Annotated in this window: 12 protein-coding genes, 1 tRNA gene and 1 pseudogene; 8 read left to right on the top strand and 6 right to left on the bottom strand. The window is 73.5% G+C overall.

The genetic code is table 11. From position 1 onward, the window contains the following. The 3 genes from AB0I11_RS10420 to AB0I11_RS10410 all read left to right on the top strand — a co-directional run bounded on the left by AB0I11_RS10420 (position 1) and on the right by AB0I11_RS10410 (position 5,112). Positions 1-2,991: a BTAD domain-containing putative transcriptional regulator gene (locus AB0I11_RS10420; protein WP_357316681.1), complete on the top strand. Its 2,991-nt coding sequence runs from the start codon at positions 1-3 to the stop codon at positions 2,989-2,991. 39 nt (positions 2,992-3,030) lie between these two features. Further along, positions 3,031-4,440, top strand: coding sequence for a class II fumarate hydratase (locus tag AB0I11_RS10415; RefSeq protein ID WP_357316676.1), 1,410 nt, complete (start codon positions 3,031-3,033; stop codon positions 4,438-4,440). A 75-nt stretch (positions 4,441-4,515) separates the two neighbouring features. Continuing rightward, positions 4,516-5,112 (top strand): GNAT family N-acetyltransferase, encoded by a 597-nt coding sequence (locus AB0I11_RS10410; RefSeq protein ID WP_357316673.1) that lies wholly within the window; start codon positions 4,516-4,518, stop codon positions 5,110-5,112. Here the strand turns inward: AB0I11_RS10410 and AB0I11_RS10405 are convergent. Next, entirely contained in the window at positions 5,079-5,624 is a 546-nt protein-coding gene (locus tag AB0I11_RS10405; protein ID WP_357316670.1) for a CGNR zinc finger domain-containing protein, read from the bottom strand. The genes AB0I11_RS10410 and AB0I11_RS10405 overlap by 34 nt on opposite strands. An 84-nt stretch (positions 5,625-5,708) precedes the next feature. Here AB0I11_RS10405 and AB0I11_RS10400 point away from each other — a divergent pair, with 84 nt between their 5' ends. Beyond that, entirely contained in the window at positions 5,709-6,671 is a 963-nt protein-coding gene (locus tag AB0I11_RS10400; RefSeq protein WP_357316666.1) for an EamA family transporter, read from the top strand. Positions 6,672-7,289: 618 nt separating this feature from the next. Here the strand turns inward: AB0I11_RS10400 and AB0I11_RS10395 are convergent. Both AB0I11_RS10395 and AB0I11_RS10390 read right to left on the bottom strand, forming a co-directional pair. Next, entirely contained in the window at positions 7,290-8,294 is a 1,005-nt protein-coding gene (locus tag AB0I11_RS10395) for a DUF559 domain-containing protein (RefSeq protein ID WP_357316661.1), read from the bottom strand. A 325-nt stretch (positions 8,295-8,619) separates the two neighbouring features. Further along, positions 8,620-9,267, bottom strand: a complete 648-nt coding sequence (locus AB0I11_RS10390) for a helix-turn-helix domain-containing protein (protein WP_357316658.1) — start codon at positions 9,265-9,267, stop codon at positions 8,620-8,622. Between the two features lie 63 nt (positions 9,268-9,330). Here AB0I11_RS10390 and cysS point away from each other — a divergent pair, with 63 nt between their 5' ends. Then, on the top strand, positions 9,331-10,746 hold the full coding sequence (gene cysS, locus AB0I11_RS10385; protein ID WP_357316653.1) for a cysteine--tRNA ligase: 1,416 nt from the start codon (positions 9,331-9,333) through the stop codon (positions 10,744-10,746). Beyond that, positions 10,746-11,861 carry a 23S rRNA (guanosine(2251)-2'-O)-methyltransferase RlmB gene (rlmB, locus tag AB0I11_RS10380; protein WP_357316649.1) on the top strand — a complete coding sequence of 372 codons (1,116 nt, stop codon included), beginning with the start codon at positions 10,746-10,748 and terminating at the stop codon, positions 11,859-11,861. The genes cysS and rlmB overlap by 1 nt, the downstream gene beginning before the upstream one ends. Before the next feature lie 99 nt (positions 11,862-11,960). On the opposite strand, the gene AB0I11_RS10375 is transcribed toward rlmB, so the two are convergent. Both AB0I11_RS10375 and ugpC read right to left on the bottom strand, forming a co-directional pair. Then, positions 11,961-13,913, bottom strand: a complete 1,953-nt coding sequence (locus tag AB0I11_RS10375) for a hypothetical protein (RefSeq protein WP_357316646.1) — start codon at positions 13,911-13,913, stop codon at positions 11,961-11,963. 165 nt (positions 13,914-14,078) lie between these two features. Further along, the gene (ugpC, locus tag AB0I11_RS10370) at positions 14,079-15,170 is read right to left on the bottom strand and encodes a sn-glycerol-3-phosphate ABC transporter ATP-binding protein UgpC (RefSeq protein ID WP_357316643.1); all 1,092 of its coding nucleotides are present in this window, start codon (positions 15,168-15,170) and stop codon (positions 14,079-14,081) included. Positions 15,171-15,535: 365 nt separating this feature from the next. Between ugpC and AB0I11_RS10365 the strand changes: the two genes are divergently transcribed. Continuing rightward, positions 15,536-15,612, top strand: a tRNA-Thr gene (locus tag AB0I11_RS10365). A 74-nt stretch (positions 15,613-15,686) separates the two neighbouring features. Here the strand turns inward: AB0I11_RS10365 and AB0I11_RS10360 are convergent. Then, the gene (locus AB0I11_RS10360; RefSeq protein ID WP_357316640.1) at positions 15,687-15,827 is read right to left on the bottom strand and encodes a hypothetical protein; all 141 of its coding nucleotides are present in this window, start codon (positions 15,825-15,827) and stop codon (positions 15,687-15,689) included. Between the two features lie 512 nt (positions 15,828-16,339). Between AB0I11_RS10360 and AB0I11_RS10355 the strand changes: the two are divergent. Continuing rightward, positions 16,340-16,587 (top strand): annotated as a pseudogene (locus AB0I11_RS10355) (1,4-beta-xylanase); the annotation flags it as partial.

The following is a 16,587-nucleotide window of genomic DNA, read 5'->3' as shown; positions in this document are numbered from 1 at the left end:
ATGCGGTTCGGGATCCTGGGTCCACTGCGGGTCGGCGGTGGGGAGACCACCGTCACCGCGGGCCGGGACCGGACCGTGCTCGCCCTGCTGCTGCTGAGGCCCGGCCGGGTGGTGCCCGTCGAGGAGCTGATCGACGCGGTCTGGGAGGAGCGGCCCCCGGCCACCGCCCGTACCCAGCTCCAGATCTGCGTGTCGCGGCTGCGGCAGCGCTTCGCCGCGCTCGGGCTGCCCGCGGAGAGCATCGTCACCGATCCGGCCGGCTACGGCATCCGGGTCGACGCGTCCGACCTGGACGTCGCGGTCTTCGCCCGGGAGGTCGACGCCGCCCGGTCGGCGCTCGCCGGCGGGCGGCCCGCCGAGGCCCGCCGGCACTACCGGACCGCGTTGGGGCTCTGGCGGGGGCCCGCGCTGGGCGGGATCGCCAGCCGCAGCGTACGGCGTCGGGCGCAGGCCCTCGACGAGCAGCGACTCGCCGTGCTCGAGGAGTGCGTCGACGTCGAGCTGCGGCTGGGGCAGGCGGCCGACGTGCTCGACGAACTGGTCGAGAGCGTGGAACGCCACCCGCTGCGGGAACGGACGCGCGGCCAGCTCATGCTCGCCCTCGCCGCGCTGGGCCGGCAGGCGGACGCGCTCGCCGTCTACCGGGAGGGCCGCCGGATCCACGCCGACGAACTCGGCATCGAACCGGGCCCGGCGCTCCAGGAGCTGCACCAGCGGGTGCTCGCCGGTGACCTCACGACGACCGGCCCCAAAGCTCTCCCCGCCGCCGTCGTCCCGGTCCGGTCGCTGCCCCGGGCGATCAGTGACTTCACCGGCCGGCAGCAGACGGTGGCCCGGCTGGTCAAGGAGATCGTGGAGGACGAGGCGCGGGTGCAGCTCATTGACGGGATGGCCGGGAGCGGCAAGACGACGCTCGCCGTCCACCTGGCGAGCGCCCTCGGTGAGTGGTTCTCCGACGCGCAGCTCTACATCGACCTGCACGGGCACAGCGACCGCCCGCCGCTCACCCCGGTCGCGGCGGTGGCCACGCTGCTCCGGCAGCTCGGCGTCGCGCCCGAACGGACCCCCCTCGACGTGGACGACTGGTTGGCGGTGTGGCGGATCGAGCTGGCGCGGCGCCGGGCCGTGGTGGTGCTGGACAACGCGGCCAGCGCCGAGCAGGTGGCCCCCCTGCTGCCCAGCGGGGCGGAGAACGTCGTCCTCGTCACCAGCCGCCGCCGCCTGTTCGGGCTCGACGACGGGCGCCCGTCGTCGCTGCCGGTGCTGGACGCCGACGAGGCGGTCGAGCTGCTGGCCCGGGTCGCCGGCGGCGACCGGGTGGCCGCCGAGCCGGCGGCCGCCGCCGAGGTGGTCCGCCGCTGCGGGTACCTGCCGCTGGCGATCCGGCTGGCCGGCGCCCGCCTGGCCCACCGGCCCCGGTGGCGGATCGCCGACCTGGCCGAGCGCCTCTCCGCCGGACGCGACCCGCTGGCCGAGCTGGGGGCCGGCGAACGCTCCGTCGGGCAGGCCTTCGCGCTGTCGTACGCCCAGGTGGCGCCGCCGGTGCAGCGGCTGTTCCGGCTGCTCGGCCTGCACACCGGGGCCCGGTTCGACAACCGGGTGGCGGCGGCGCTCACGGATCTGCCGCTCGCCGAGGCGCAGGACCTGCTCGACGACCTGGTGGACGCGCACCTGGCGGAGGAGGTGGAGCCGGGCCGGTACCGGCTGCACGACCTGCTGCGCGAGTACGCCCGGCGGCTGCTGGCCGAGCCCGAGCGGTCCGACGAGCGCCGGGTCGGGCTGGAGCTGCTGCTCGACCATCACCTGCATGTGGCCACCGCGATCGCCCGGAGGCTGGAAGCCGGCCCGAGCATCCAGACGCTGGCCCGGATGCCCGCGCCGCGGCGTCCCGACCTGGTCGCGGCCTGCGCGGGGCAGGGCGCGGCCTGGTTCGACGAGCACCGCAGCGGCGTGACCGCGCTGGTCCGGGTGGCCGAGAACGAGGGTTTCCTCCGGCACTGCTGGCAGCTGGCGCGGGCGTTCTGGTGGTCCAACTACACCGGCGGGCATCTCGACGAGCTGGTCGAGACGCATCAGGTCGCCAGGCGGGCCGCCGACGCGCTGCGCGACGACGAGGCGTCGGCGATCACCATGAACTACCTGGCCTCGGCCTACTACCGGCAGGGCCGGGTGATCGAGGCGACCCAGGTGATGGAGGCGGTCGTCGACCGTTACCGCCGGCTCGGCCAGCGGCGCGAGACGGTGCACGCGCTCTGCAACCTGGCGGCCGCCTACGCCTGCGCCGACGACTACCGGCGCGGCGTCGAGAGCGCCGAGGCGGCGTTGCGGCTGGCCCGGTTGCCGGAGGAGACCGAACAGGCCGCGAACCTGCTCAACAACCAGTCCATCGCGCTGCTGCTCTGGGGCCGGTACGACGAGGCCCTGCGGACGTCCCGGTACCACCTCCTGCTGGCCCGGCAGTGCAGCGACCCGCGACCGATGGCGAACGCGGTCGCCCATCTCGGGATGATCCGGCACCGGATGGGCGACCGTGAACCCGCCCGCCGGTTGCTGCGCATCGCGGTGAACCTGAAGCGCCGGGTCGGCAACCGGTTCGGCGAGGCCGAGCTGCTCAACGAGATCGGGGTGATGGCGCGCGAGGACGGCCGGCCCGTGGCGGCCGCTGGACGCCACCGGGAGGCGCTGGTGGCGATGATCGAGATCGGCGACCGGACCGGGCAGTGTGCCGCCCGTAACCTGCTGGCCCGCGCCCTGCTCGACCAGGGTGACGCGGCCAGCGCGCTGGACCTGCACCGGCGGGTGCTGGCCGACGCCACCCGGGTCGGCGCCCGCTACGAGCAGGCCCGGGCACTGGAGGGCATCGCCCGCTGCCTGCGGCACAGTGACCCGGCCCAGGCCCGGACGTACGCCGGCCGGGCGCTGGCGCTGTTCCAGCAGCTCGAGTCCCCGGATCAGCGGCAGACCGCGGAGCTGCTGGCCGAGCTGGGGTGAGCCCGGCTTTCCCTGCGGCCCGGCGGGACGCGCGGCAGGATGGTACGCGTGACGACTCCAGAGGCGACCGGATACCGGATCGAACGCGACTCGATGGGTGAGGTGGAGGTACCCGCCGAGGCGCTGTGGCGGGCGCAGACCCAGCGGGCGGTGCAGAACTTCCCGATCTCCGGCCGGGGACTGGAACCGGCCCAGATCAAGGCGCTGGCGCAGATCAAGGGGGCGGCCGCCCAGGTCAACGGCGAGCTGGAGGTGATCGGGGCGGACGTGGCCGCGGCGATCGCCACCGCCGCCGCGCACGTCGCCGACGGCGGGTACGACGACCAGTTCCCGGTCGACGTCTTCCAGACCGGGTCGGGCACGTCGTCCAACATGAACGCCAACGAGGTGATCGCCACCCTGGCCAGCCGCGAGCTGGGCCGCAACGTGCACCCGAACGACGAGGTCAACGCCTCGCAGTCCAGCAACGACGTCTTCCCGACCTCGATCCACCTGGCTGCCACCCAGTTCGTGGTGGAGGATCTGATCCCCTCGCTCAAGCAACTGGCCGGGGCGCTGGAGGAGAAGGCGGCCGAGTTCGAGACCGTGGTGAAGGCCGGGCGTACCCACCTGATGGACGCCACCCCGGTCACCCTGGGCCAGGAGTTCGGCGGCTACTCCGCGCAGGTCCGCTACGGCGTCGAGCGGCTGGAGGCGGCGTTGCCCCGGCTGGCGGAGTTGCCGCTCGGCGGCACCGCGGTGGGCACCGGCATCAACACCCCGTTCGGCTTCGCCGGCAAGGTGATCGAGAAGCTGCGCGAGTCGACCGGGCTGCCGCTGAGCGAGGCGCGCAACCATTTCGAGGCGCAGGGCGCCCGGGACGCGCTGGTGGAGACCTCGGGTCAGCTGCGCACGATCGCCGTCGGGCTGTACAAGATGGCCAACGACATCCGCTGGATGGGTTCCGGCCCGCGCGCGGGCCTGCGGGAGCTGCGCATCCCGGACCTCCAGCCCGGCTCGTCGATCATGCCCGGCAAGGTGAACCCGGTGGTCGCCGAGGCCGTGCGGCAGGTCTGCGCCCAGGTGATCGGCAACGACGCGGCGGTGGCGTTCGCCGGGTCGCAGGGCGACTTCGAGCTGAACGTGATGCTCCCGGTGATGGGGCGCAACCTGCTGGAGTCGATCAAGTTGCTGGCCGCGTCGAGCCGGCTCTTCGCGGAGCGGCTGGTGGCCGGCCTGGTCGCGGACGCCGAGGTCTGCCTGGCGTACGCCGAGGGCTCGCCGTCGATCGTCACCCCGCTCAACCGGCACCTCGGCTACGACGAGGCCGCCTCGATCGCCAAGGAGGCACTGGCCAAGCAGGTCTCCATCCGCGAGGTGGTGATCTCCCGGGGGCACGTCGACTCCGGCAAGCTCACCGAGACCCAGCTCGACGAGGCCCTGGACCTGCTCCGGATGACCCACCCCTGACCGGCCCCGGGGCGTCGGCCGCGCCGCCGTGGTAACTCGCTCGCCGGGGGCGGCGACGAGAGGGATGATCCGGGCGTGCGTGACGACGGTGGGATGCTGCTGGAGACCGCGCGGCTGCGGCTGCGCCGGTTCACCCTGGACGACGTGGACCACCTGGTCGAGCTGGACCGGGACCCGGAGGTGATGCGCTACCTGACCGGCGGTCGCCCGACCCCCGTGGCGACGGTCCGGGACGAGCACCTGCCCCGGCTGCTGGGCCAGTACGGTCGCCACCCCGGGCTCGGCCGGTGGGCCGCGCTGGACCGGGTCACCGACGAGTTCCTCGGTTGGCTGGCCCTCGATCCCGCCGACGACGGCACCGAGGGGGAACTGGGTTACCGGCTGCGCCGCGCCGCGTGGGGCCGGGGCCTGGCCACCGAGGGGGCCCGCGCGCTGGTCCGGCACGCCTTCGACCGGGTGGGCGTGCGGCGGGTCTGGGCGCAGACGATGGCGGTCAACGACCGGTCGCGGGCAGTCATGGCCCGGGCCGGGCTGCGCTACCTGCGCACCTTCCACCTGGTCTTCGACGACCCGATCCCGGGCACCGAGCACGGTGAGGTGGAGTACGAGCTGTGCCGGTCGGACTGGCCCGGGGTCCGTCAGGAGTGGGACGCGGCCTTGCGCGCCCGGTAGGCGGTGACGGCGGCACGGTTGCCGCAGCCGGCGTCGCAGAACCGCCGGGACCGGTTCTTCGACAGGTCGACCAGCACGTTGTGGCAGTCCGGGTGCTCGCAGGTCCGCAGCCGGCCCAGTTCACCGGCGCGGACCAGGTCGGCGACGCCCATCGCGGCCTCGACCGCCATCCGGGTCGCCAGCGGCGCGTCCCGGGGCACCGCGTGCAGGTGGTACGGCTCGTCGTCGTGCCGGATGAGCTGGGGCAGCGCGCGGGACTCGCGGAGCAGCCCGTTGACGATCGCCACCACCTCGTCGACGTCGGTGTGCCAGAGCCGGCGCAGCCGGGGCCGCAGGGCCCGGACCTGGCGCAGCTCGGCGTCGGTGTGCTCGTGCCGGCCGGTCCAGGCGTGCGCGCTGAAGAACCGGTCCAGGGCCGCCACGTCGGGCAGCCCTTCCCGGCCCGGGTCAGCGGTGTTGACCAGCGCCGCGGCGGCGATCAGAGAACACTCGGTGTCATGGGCGAAAAGCAACTTGACTCCTGTCGCGGCGCTGGCCTAGCGTCATCAGCATACCCGTCTTTCACTCATGACCACCGGTCGGACAAGGAGCTGTCCATGCGGGAACGGCCCGGTGTCGGCCTCGGCCTCGCCCTGCTCTCCGCGCTCACCTTCGCCACCTCGGGCACCTTCGCCCGGCCGCTGATCACCGGTGAGTGGTCCGCCGAGGCGGTGGTGCTGGCCCGGGTCGGCATCGCGGCCCTCGTCCTGGCCGTGCCGGCCCTGCTGGCGCTGCGCGGCCGGTGGCCGGTGCTCCGCCGCAACGGCGTCACGATCGTCGTGTTCGGACTGCTCGGCGTGGCCCTGGCCCAGGCGTGCTTCTTCAACGCGGTCCGCTACCTGCCCGTCGGCGTCGCGCTGCTGCTGGAGTACCTCGGCATCGTCCTGGTGGTCGGCTGGATGTGGCTGGTCCACGGCCAGCGGCCCCGGCTGCTCACCGTCGCCGGTTCGGTCACCGCCCTGTGCGGGCTGCTGTTCGTGCTGGACCTCACCGGCGCCGGCCGGCTCGACCCGGTCGGCGTGCTCTGGGGGCTCGGCGCCGGAGTCGGCCTCGCCGGCTACTACGTCATCGCCGGCCGGGTCGACCCGGCGCTGCCCTCCGTGGTGATGGCGAGCGTGGGGATGGCCGTCGGTGCCCTGGTGCTGCTCCTGCTCGGCCTCGTCGGCCTGCTCCCGCTGCGGGCCGGCGCCGCCGACGTCACCTTCGCCGGGCACCAGATGAGCTGGCTGGTGCCGATCGCCGGGCTGTCCCTGGTGGCCGCGGTGGTCGCCTACCTGACCGGAGTCGCCGGCGCGCGGCTGCTCGGCGCGCGGCTCTCCTCGTTCGTCGGCCTCACCGAGGTGATGTTCGCGGTACTCATCGCCTGGCTGGTGCTGGGCGAACTGCCCACCACGATCCAACTGTTCGGCGGTGCGCTCATCATCGCCGGGGTGGCCCTGGTCCGGCTCGACGAACTGCGCGCGGCGCCCGAGGTGGACGCCGCAACCCCACCCGAGCCGGCGCTCGCCACCGACCGCTGAACCCCCGGCCCCGCCCCTCCGATCCCCGCCCTTCCGCCCTCGCCCTTCCGCCCTCCGCCCTCCGCCCTCGGCCGTCCGCCCTCCGCCCTCGGCCGTCCGCCCTCCGCCCTCGGCCTTCCGCCCTCGCCCTCCGCTATCCGCCCTCGGCCTCGCACTCGGCCTCGGCCACGTACGTGGCCCGTGGCCCGTGGCCCGTGGCCCGTGGCCCCTGGGCAGGTTGCGGCAAAGTGGGCCTACGTTCGGCGTTGAGGGCACGAGTTGCCGCATTTCGTTCCAGGACTCCTCGCGGAGGGGTTGGGGTGAGGGGTTGAGGGCACGAGTTGCCGCATTCCGTTCCAGGACTCCTGGCGGAGGGGTCGGGCTGGAGGTTGTAGGCCCAAGAAGCAGCCGTCTTGTGCCAAGACGTCCCCGCGGAGGGGGTCGGCGCGAGAGATGGACGGCACGAGTTGCCGCATTCCGGTCCGGACGCCTCGCGGTAGAGGCATCGGCGCCGCGTTGATGGCGACAGCCGCGTCCTGTCCGGGTCGCCTGGTGGCAAGGGCGGCAGCTTCGATGGCACGGCATGCGGGACGAGCGGGTGGGCGTCGGGGCCAGCCCTCCGGGTGCATCACGACTTGGTCAGATCGCTGCGCCGGCCCGGGGCCGCCAGCCGCGGGCGATCAGCGCGGCCCGGATCTCCCGCACGACCCCGGGAAAGTCCCGGCGCATCCGCCGACTGGTCACGTGCAGCACCAGCCAGCCGGCGGCGGCCAACTGGTTCAGCCGCTGCCGGTCGCGGTGCAGTTGGTCGGCGTCGGCGTGCCACTGACCGTCGTACTCGACCGCGACGCGGAACTCCGGCCAGGCCAGGTCGGGATGCAGAATCAGACCCGAGCGCAGCCGGACCGGATGCTGGCTTACCGGCCTGGGTAGTCCGGCGAGCACCAGTCGCACCCGGAGCTGCGATTCCGGTGGCGACTCGGCGCCGGGGTCGACCAGGTCGAAGACTCTTGCCGCGCGCTTGCCGCCGGACCGGTCGAGTCGATGCGCGGCGATGGTGGCGAGCGCCTGCCGGGAGGTCGACCCGCGTGCCAGCAGGGTGTCGATGATGCTGACCGCCCGCCCGGTCTCCAGCCAAACGCCGGTCTCCCAAGCCGCCGTCGTGGGGTCCGAGGTGACCAGCGCGGCTACCGCCCTTCGCGTGCCGGCCGGCGCACACGGCGGATGTCCCCTCCGGGCAAGACCCGGGTTCGGATCGGATGGACGCCCGGCTCCGGGGTCGGGGTCGGGGTCGGGGTCGAGCATGTTGCTGTGCACTCGGAGGCCCCGCTGGCTGCGGAGTCCGCTGCCGGCCGGCGCGATCACGTGCACGTCGTCGGTGAAACTCGCGGCGTGCTCCACGCCGTGCAGGTGAGCGGCCGACGGGCCGGCGATCCTCACCCCGGCCGGTGCGCGCAGCAGCACCGCACGGCAGGCGAGCCGATGGTCCTGATCCAGCCGGGCGTCGGCGTAGACGTCGTGGCGGACCCGGGCCCAGGCGGAGCTGCGTAGCTGGTTGCCGGTGAGCAGACCGGCGTGGACCGCCTCGGATCCACGGAAGACCTGCCAGGCCAGGGCGTCGGGCCGATAGGCGACTCGGGGCATGCCGACGAGGATGCCGCCACCAGCCTTCCGCCATCGCTGCCCTGTGGATAACCCACCGCCCTGTGGACAGCCCCCCAGCCGCCCTCGCCGCCTGCTAGGGCGCGGTGGCCGCCGGGCGGGTTGCGGCGAATCGGGCCATCATCAGGCGGCGAAGGCACGACATGCCGCAAAGGGAACGGATCAACGGGCCAGCGAAGCGAAGCGGCCGGCGGAGCGGATCAAGGGGCCAGCGAAGCGAAGTGGCCGGCGGAGCGGATCAGGTGGCCTAGAGAGTGGATCAAGCGGCCAGGAGAGTGGATCAAGTGGCGGAGAGCGGATCGGGTGGTCAGCGGAGGGCGGCGGCGACCGCCTCGGCGGCGGCGTTCACCTGGGGGCCGACGGTGGCGACATCCAGCGGGGCGAGGGCCACCACGCCGACGCTGGCCTCCAGCCCGGCCACGCCCAGCACCGGGGCGGCCACCCCGTACGCCCCGGACTGCAGTTCCCCGGTGCTGCTCACCGGGCCCGCCTGACCGGCCCGCCCGGCCAGGATCGCGCGGCCCGCCGCGCCCCGCTCCAGCGGGTGCCGGGACCCGGACCGGTACGCCACGTGGAACGACGTCCAACTCGGCTCGACCACCGCGAGGGCGACCCCCTCGCCACCCTCCACCACGGTCAGGTGAGCCGTCGCGCCGGCCTGCTCGGCCAACCGGCGCAGCGCCGGCAGCGCTCCCTCGGCGAGCAGCGGCTGGGCCCGGCGGGCCAGGTGCAGCACACCGGCGCCGAGCCGTAACCGGCCCTCGGCGTCCCGCCGCAGCATGCCGTGCCCGGTCAGCGCGCCCACCAGCCGGTAGACCGCCGCCCGGCCGATGCCGAGCAGGGCCGCCGCCTCGGTGACGGTGAGCCCACGCGGCGCGTCGGCGACCAGGTGCAGCAGGCGCAGCCCGCGGTCCAGGGTCTGTGCCGTCTCCGGGGTGCGTGCCGCCGTGTCCACAGCACGCAGCGTACGACCCGGCTCCGGACGACCTCGAGATGCGCGGACGGCTACCCTTGTACGGTGACGCTACGCCTGTATGACACCGCCACCCGATCGGTGCGGGACTTCGTCCCGCGGGAAGCCGGCAAGGTGGGGGTCTACCTGTGTGGTCTCACCCTCCAGGGCCCGCCGCACATCGGCCACCTTCGCTCCGGGGTCAACTATGACGTGCTCCGCCGCTGGCTGATCGCGTCCGGCTTCGAGGTCACCTTCATCCGCAACGTGACCGACATCGACGACAAGATCCTGGTCAAGGCGATGGAGCAGGGCCGGCCGTTCTGGTCGATCGCGTACGTCAACGAGCAGGTTCTGTTGGCGTCCTACCGGGCGTTGAACGTGCTGCCGCCGACGTACGAGCCGCGGGCCACCGGGCATGTCCCGGAGATGCACCAGTTGATCGCGCGGCTGATCGAGACCGGGCACGCCTACCCGGCGACCGACGGCTCGGGCGACGTCTACTTCGACGTCGCCTCCTGGCCGGCGTACGGGTCGCTGTCGGGCCAGTCGCCGGCCGACATGCAGTCCGCCGGGGACGCGCCCGAGCGGGGCAAGCGGGACCCGCGCGACTTCGCGCTCTGGAAGGGCACCAAGCCGGAGGAGCCGGCGGACGCCTACTGGCCGTCGCCGTGGGGCCGGGGCCGGCCGGGCTGGCACATCGAGTGCTCGGCGATGTGCTGGCGCTACCTGGGCGCCGAGTTCGACATCCACGGCGGCGGGCTCGACCTGATCTTCCCGCACCACGAGAACGAGATCGCCCAGTCGCAGGCGGCCGACCTGCCGTTCGCCCGTTACTGGGTGCACCACGGACTGCTCGGCATCGGCGGCACCAAGATGGGCAAGTCGCTGGGGAACACGCTCGACCTGGAGTACGTGGCGTCCCTCGGCGTGCGTCCGGTGGAGTTGCGCTACTACTACGTCGCCGCGCACTACCGGTCCCGGATCGACTACTCGGAGGACGCGCTGCGCGAGGCCGCCGTGGCGTACCGGCGGATCGAGGGTTTCGTGCAGCGGGCCGCCGAGCGGGTCGGCGCCGGGCCGCTCGGCGAGTTGCCGGCCGGCTTCGTGGCGGCGATGGACGACGACCTCAACACCTCGGCCGCGCTGGCCACGCTGCACGAGGTGGTCCGCGACGGCAACACCGCGCTGACCGCCGGCGACGATGTGACCGTCCGCACGACGCTGGCCGCCACCCGGTCGATGCTGGATATCCTCGGCGTCGACCCCCTGGACCCGGCCTGGACCGGCGGCGACCGCGCGGGCGACCTGCGCGGTGTGGTGGACTCGCTGATCGCGCTCGCCCTCGAGCAGCGTGCGCAGGCCCGCAGCCGCAAGGACTGGGCCGCCGCCGACGCGGTACGCGACCAGCTCAAGCAGGCCGGCGTGGTCGTCGAGGACACCCCCCAGGGCCCGCGTTGGACTATTGGAGAGCAGGACTGATGGCCGGCAACTCACAGCGCCGTGGCCGGCGACTGGCCCCGAAGGCGAGCGCCCCGAAGGGCTCCGGCGGCAAGAACAAGGACTCTCTCGCCGGCCGGGGCCGCACCCTGCCCGCCGATGAGCGGCCCTGGCACAAGGCGTACTCGGGCACCGAGAAGCTGCCCCAGCGCACCGCCTGGAAGCAGGACAAGGAGCGCCGGGCGGCGGCCGAGGAGGGGCGCTCCCCCAAGATCGGCCAGCCCGGCACCAAGGACACCACCTGGGGCAAGGGCACCCGGGCCGGTGCGCCGCTGAAGGGCGGCAAGGGCAAGCCGGCCGGCCGGGGTGGTCCCCGGGTCGCGCCGGGCCGGAAGTCGAACCCGGCCAAGGACAGTCCCGAACTGCTGGTCGGGCGTAACCCGGTGCTGGAGTCGCTGCGCGCCCAGGTGCCGGCGACCGCGCTCTACACCGCGCAGGGCATCGACGTCGACGACCGGGTCAAGGAGATCGTGCGTACTGCGGCCGACCGGGGCATCGCGATCCTGGAGGTCAGCCGGAGCGAGCTGGACCGGATGACCGGCGGGGTGCTGCACCAGGGCGTCGGCCTCCAGGTGCCGCCGTTCGCGTACGAGCCGTTCGACGACCTGGTGGCGACCGCGCTGGAGCAGGCCGCCCCGCTGCTGGTCGCGCTGGACGGGGTCACCGACCCGCGCAACCTCGGCGCGGTCATCCGGTCGGCCGCCGCGTTCGGCGCGCAGGGGGTCTTCGTACCGGAGCGGCGGGCCGCCGGGATCACCGCGACCGCCTGGCGGACCAGCGCCGGCGCGGCCGCCCGGGTGCCGGTCGCCCAGGTCACCAACCTGACCCGGTCGCTCAAGGCGTGCAAGGAGGCCGGCTTCGTCGTGGTCGGCCTGGACGCCGACGGCGAGACCGACCTGTACGACCTGGAGGCCGCGGTCGGCCCGCTGGTCGTGGTGGTCGGTTCGGAGGGGCGCGGGCTGTCCCGGCTGGTCGGCGAGACCTGCGACCTGACCGTCAGCATCCCGATGGTCTCCGAGGTCGAGTCGCTCAACGCCAGCGTGGCCGCGGCGGTCACCCTCGCCGAGGTCGCCCGCCGCCGCGCCGTCGAGGCCTGACCGCCCGGTCTCGACCGGGCGCTGGGCGCCGGGTCGAACGCCCGGTCCGGTCAGCGGGGCGTTGGGCGCCCGGTCCGGCCAGCGGGCGCTGGGTGCCCGTCAGCGGGCGCTGGGCGCCGGGTCGACCGCCCGGGCGACCCGGCGTAGGCCGCGCGCCACGAAGCGCCGGCCCCGCACGGTGGGGCCCGCCGAGGACGGGTCGGTGACCTGCGGTGCCGGCTGCCTGGGCGCGGGAGCCGGTGCCGGGGTACGCGGCGTCCGGTGCACCGGCGGTTCGTCGTTGACCTCGGCGAGGTAGTCCGCGAAGACGGCGCGCCAGATGACCCGCTGGAGCAGCCGCTCGTCGGCCGGGCGGCCCGCTCCGGCGAGCAGGCGTCCCCAGGCGCGGTTCACCACCGACGGGGTGAAGGCGTCCGCCCAGCCCGCCCGGTCGGCGACGAGGGCCGTGATGAGGTCCCGGTCGGGCGCGTCGCCCAGCCGGGGCGCGAGCGCGGGACTGACCAGCCCGGCCGGCCGCTGATAGTACGGCCGGTCCCGCCACTGCGGCAGCAGCCGTGCGGTCACCGCGCGGTGCAGCGCGTTCTCGCGCCGCTGGTCCGGGGTGAGGTCGAAGGCCGCCCGGATGAACTCCGGAGCCAGCAGCGGGACGATGGTGCCGATCCGGTCGGCCGCCGAACTCCACCGGCGGAGCCGTTCGCTGGCGTAGAAGTGGTCCAGCATCCTGGCGTCGTCGAGACCCTTCCGGAACGCCTCGTCCAGCCGGTGCCGGATCTCCGCCGTGGACGTCGCCCGGGCCGCGTCGGACAGCCCGCGCTTGAGCAGGATCCGGGCGCAGAGGCGTTCGGCGAACGCGTCGAGCCGGTCCACGTGCGGCAGTTGGCTCAGCTCGGCGTAGTCCGGGGGGTAGTAGAAGCCGTGCGCGATCTCGCCCGCGGCGCCGCTCACGGTGAGGAAATCGGGGTGGTCGAGGCCGGCCGGGGCCGGGCTGGGCAGGTACGTCTCCGCGCGCAGCCCCTCGTGCGAGCGGTGCCAGCCGAGCGCGTTGGGCAGGATGGGCGCGTCGAGGGCCAGGCCCTGCGCCTGCGCGGGACCGCCCGGCCGCGGGCGGGCGACCCGGTGGCGGACCCGGCGGGCCAGGTCGCCGGGGAGCGCGGCGACCAGCCCTTCGGCGACCTCGGCCTCGCCCGGCTCCGAACCGTTGGTGAAGAGTTGCAGGTCCAGCCCGGCCGCCAGGGCCGCCGCGACGCAGAGCCGGGAGTCCCGCCCACCGCTGAGCCCGATGAGGACCCGACCCGACCACATGCTGCCCAGGGAACGGGCCAGCTCCCGCAGGCCGTCGGCCACCTCGTCGACCCGGTCCGGCGCCAGGGCGTCGCCGCCCCGGCCGACCGCCCACGCGGCCAGCGCGTCGATCACGCTCTGGGTGCGGCCCTGGCCCTGCGGGTCGTAGCCGACGGTGGCGCCGCCCGGCACGGTGAAGACGCCGGTGAAGGGGGTCCGGTCGCCCTGGAACCAGCCGGCCGCCGCGAACATCCGCCAGCCGTCCCGGTCCGGCCGGGCCCGGATGCCGGCGAACCGACAGGCCGCCGCCGGCCGGTTCGACCAGACCCAGCCGCCGGGAAAACGCAGCTCGTACAGGCGGCCGAGGCCGATACCGTCGGTGTGCAGCCGGAGCCGGCCGGTGTCCGGGGCCAGCGAGGCCACCACGAACGGGGCGGTCAGCTCGAGCACCCCGGCGGGCCGGTCGATCAACGCCCTGGCCAGGGGCAGCGCGGCCCGCTCCGGGGCGATTCGGCCGACCAGGCGTTCGTACCCGAGGGGCAGGTAGAGCGTCGTGGCGGCGAGGTCCGGCGCCTGCTGCCAGGACGGCCACCGCCACGGCGACGAGACCGCGTCCCACAGGTGCAGGCCGGTCCGGCCCGCGGCCACGCCGTGCCGGGCAACCGGCGCCCGCCACAACGGCCGGTAATGGGCCGCGACCCGGTCGAGCCGTTCGGCCACCTCGGACGCTTCGGGCGCCCGGTCGAACCCGTACGCCAGCAACACCTGCATGTGTCGTGTCCCCCGCAACTCCCGCTGTCCGGAAAAGCAGACACGACACGCGCCACGGGCACGACCGGTTGCAGTCGGCCTTCCGGGGAAGGGCCGCCGGGGACAGCGACCCGGGCACACGGAAAGGGGCGGCCCGCCGATGCGGACCGCCCCTTTCGGCGTACGTCAGATCCGGGTGCCGGTGGTGGCGTGGAAGACGTGGCTGCGGCCGGTACGCGGCTTGACGAACACGGTGTCGCCCATGTTCGGCATCGTGCGCCGGTCGGTGCGGACCACGAACCGCTCGTTGTGGCCCTCGAGCGCGGCGTGGCCGTAGACGTTGGCGTCGGAACCCAGGTCCTCGACCAGCTCGACCACGACCGGCATGCCGCCCTCGGTCGGGCTGACCAGGTCGCAGTCCTCCGGACGGAAGCCGACGGTCACCTTGCCGTCGCCGCCCTCGGCCCGCGCGGCGGCCACCTGCTCGCGGGTCAGCGGGATGTGCAGCTCGGCGAACGCGGCACCCTGCTCGGTCAGCGGCACGGTCTTGATGTTCATGGCCGGGGAGCCCATGAAGCCGGCGACGAAGACGTTGGCCGGGGTGTCGTAGAGCGCCCGCGGGGTGTCCACCTGCTGGAGCACGCCGTCGAGCATGACCGCCACCCGGTGACCCATGGTCATGGCCTCGACCTGGTCGTGGGTCACGTACACGGTGGTGACGCCCAGCTTGGCCTGGAGCGAGGCGATCTGGGTACGGGTCTGCACGCGCAGCTTGGCGTCGAGGTTCGACAGCGGCTCGTCCATGAGGAAGACCTGCGGCTCGCGGACGATCGCGCGGCCCATGGCGACCCGCTGGCGCTGACCGCCGGAGAGCGCCTTCGGCTTGCGGCTGAGGAACTCCTCCAGCTGGAGCAGCCCGGCCGCCTCCTTGACCCGCCGGTCGATCTCCGACTTCGAGGTCTTGCGCAGCTTGAGCGCGAACGCCATGTTCTCGTACACCGTCATGTGCGGGTAGAGGGCGTAGTTCTGGAAGACCATCGCGATGTCACGGGCCTTCGGCGGCAGGTGGGTGACGTCCCGGTCGTCGATGTAGATGGCGCCGTCGTCGACGTCCTCGAGACCGGCGAGCATCCGGAGGCTGGTGGACTTGCCGCAACCCGAGGGGCCGACGAGGACGAGGAACTCGCCGTCGCCGATCTGGAGGTCGAGCTGGTTGACCGCGGGGCGGTCGGTACCCGGGTAGATCCGGGACGCCTTCGCGTAGGTGACCGTAGCCATGGTGAAGCGCTTCCTTTCACCGGCAGGAACGTGCCGGACGATCCGAGTGAAGGAGCGACCGGCACCTACGGTGCCGGCCAGCCGGGCGTCACCCGGGCAGCCGAGGCCGACCGGAGTGTCGTCCGTGTCACTGCACCGTAAACGGCTTTGGCGGCGCTGCCAAGACGGGGTGCCAAGGGTGGGACGGCCGGCATAGCGCATTCCGGGCACACGGGCACGGCAAGGCATCAATCTCCTCGGTGCCGGCGGCGACCCGACACCGATCCGAAGGTGGCCGGGTCCGGAAATTGACGTTTTCCGTGCTCGGGACGCCTGCCGAGCGGGATTTTCGGACGTCACTCGCTATGCTGACGGCGGCACCACGCGCCCCTGTAGCTCAGCTGGCCAGAGCACTCGCCTTGTAAGCGAGATGTCGCCGGTTCGATCCCGGCCGGGGGCTCCAATTCCATCAGGCATCTTGCGGCGCGTGGCTGCCACGAGACGGCCCATTGACAGCAACGCTGACAGCAACGGGGGTCACGACAGCCGCCCGTCGAGCTTGCCGAGCGCCTGACGCATGGCATCAAGGTTGGCGTGGGCGTAGGCCTTCACGTCGGCGTGCCGGGCGATGGCCTGGACGACGTGCGGCGGGACGCCCAGCTCCATCGGCAGGGACACGACCGTGTGCCGCAGGTCGTGCAGGCGGCACCGGGCAGACCCGCGGTCTCCCGAAGCCGAGCGAACGAGCGGCTTAGGTTGGTCGGCGCCAACGGGGTGCCCCGCTCGGAGGGGAAGACCAGGCCGTGTCCTGCCAGACCTCGGCGAGCGCAGCCCGCTCAGCCTGCTGGCGTTCACTCGCCCAGTAGGCCGGACCGGTGCGAATGGCCCAGATAGCTGGTGCCCGGCCGCGGAGCGGCCCGCCGGTGGCCTGCCAGCAGATCATTCGGTACGGCTCCGAAAACTTTCGGAGATCGCTACCCGTCATGCTGGATCGGCCCGTCCAGAGAGACCAGCGATCCAGTGCTAATCAGGGAGATCGTCGGGAGGATTGGTTCCGGAGTTGTTCCGGAAATTGTTGACATGCGATGAACGCTGAATCACGATGCTCATCGACGGCTGTCAGCGCCGTCGCACCACCACCCCGATCACCGCCTGGCTCGTCCGCCAGGTCTCACGAGTAGGTGACACCCATGAACGATGCTCCCGCCCGCCCAGGTGGCCGCGGTCGCGGCCGGTTCAGACTGCTCGCCGCCGCTGCCAGCGCCGTCCTGCTGGCTGCCGTCTCGGCCACCATGACCGGCGTCGCGCACGCCGAGGCCGACCGCACCATCACCTCGAACATCACCGGCACCCATAACGGCTACTTCTTCTCGTACTGGAAGGACAACGGCAACGTCACCATGACGCTGGGCGCCGGCGGCAGCTACAGCGTCCAGTG

It is taken from the genome of Micromonospora sp. NPDC050495, assembly GCF_040655175.1.
Lineage (GTDB): Bacteria > Actinomycetota > Actinomycetes > Mycobacteriales > Micromonosporaceae > Micromonospora.
The sequence above is the reverse complement of the archived record's forward strand: the minus strand, read 5'-3'. Positions and strand labels throughout refer to the sequence as shown.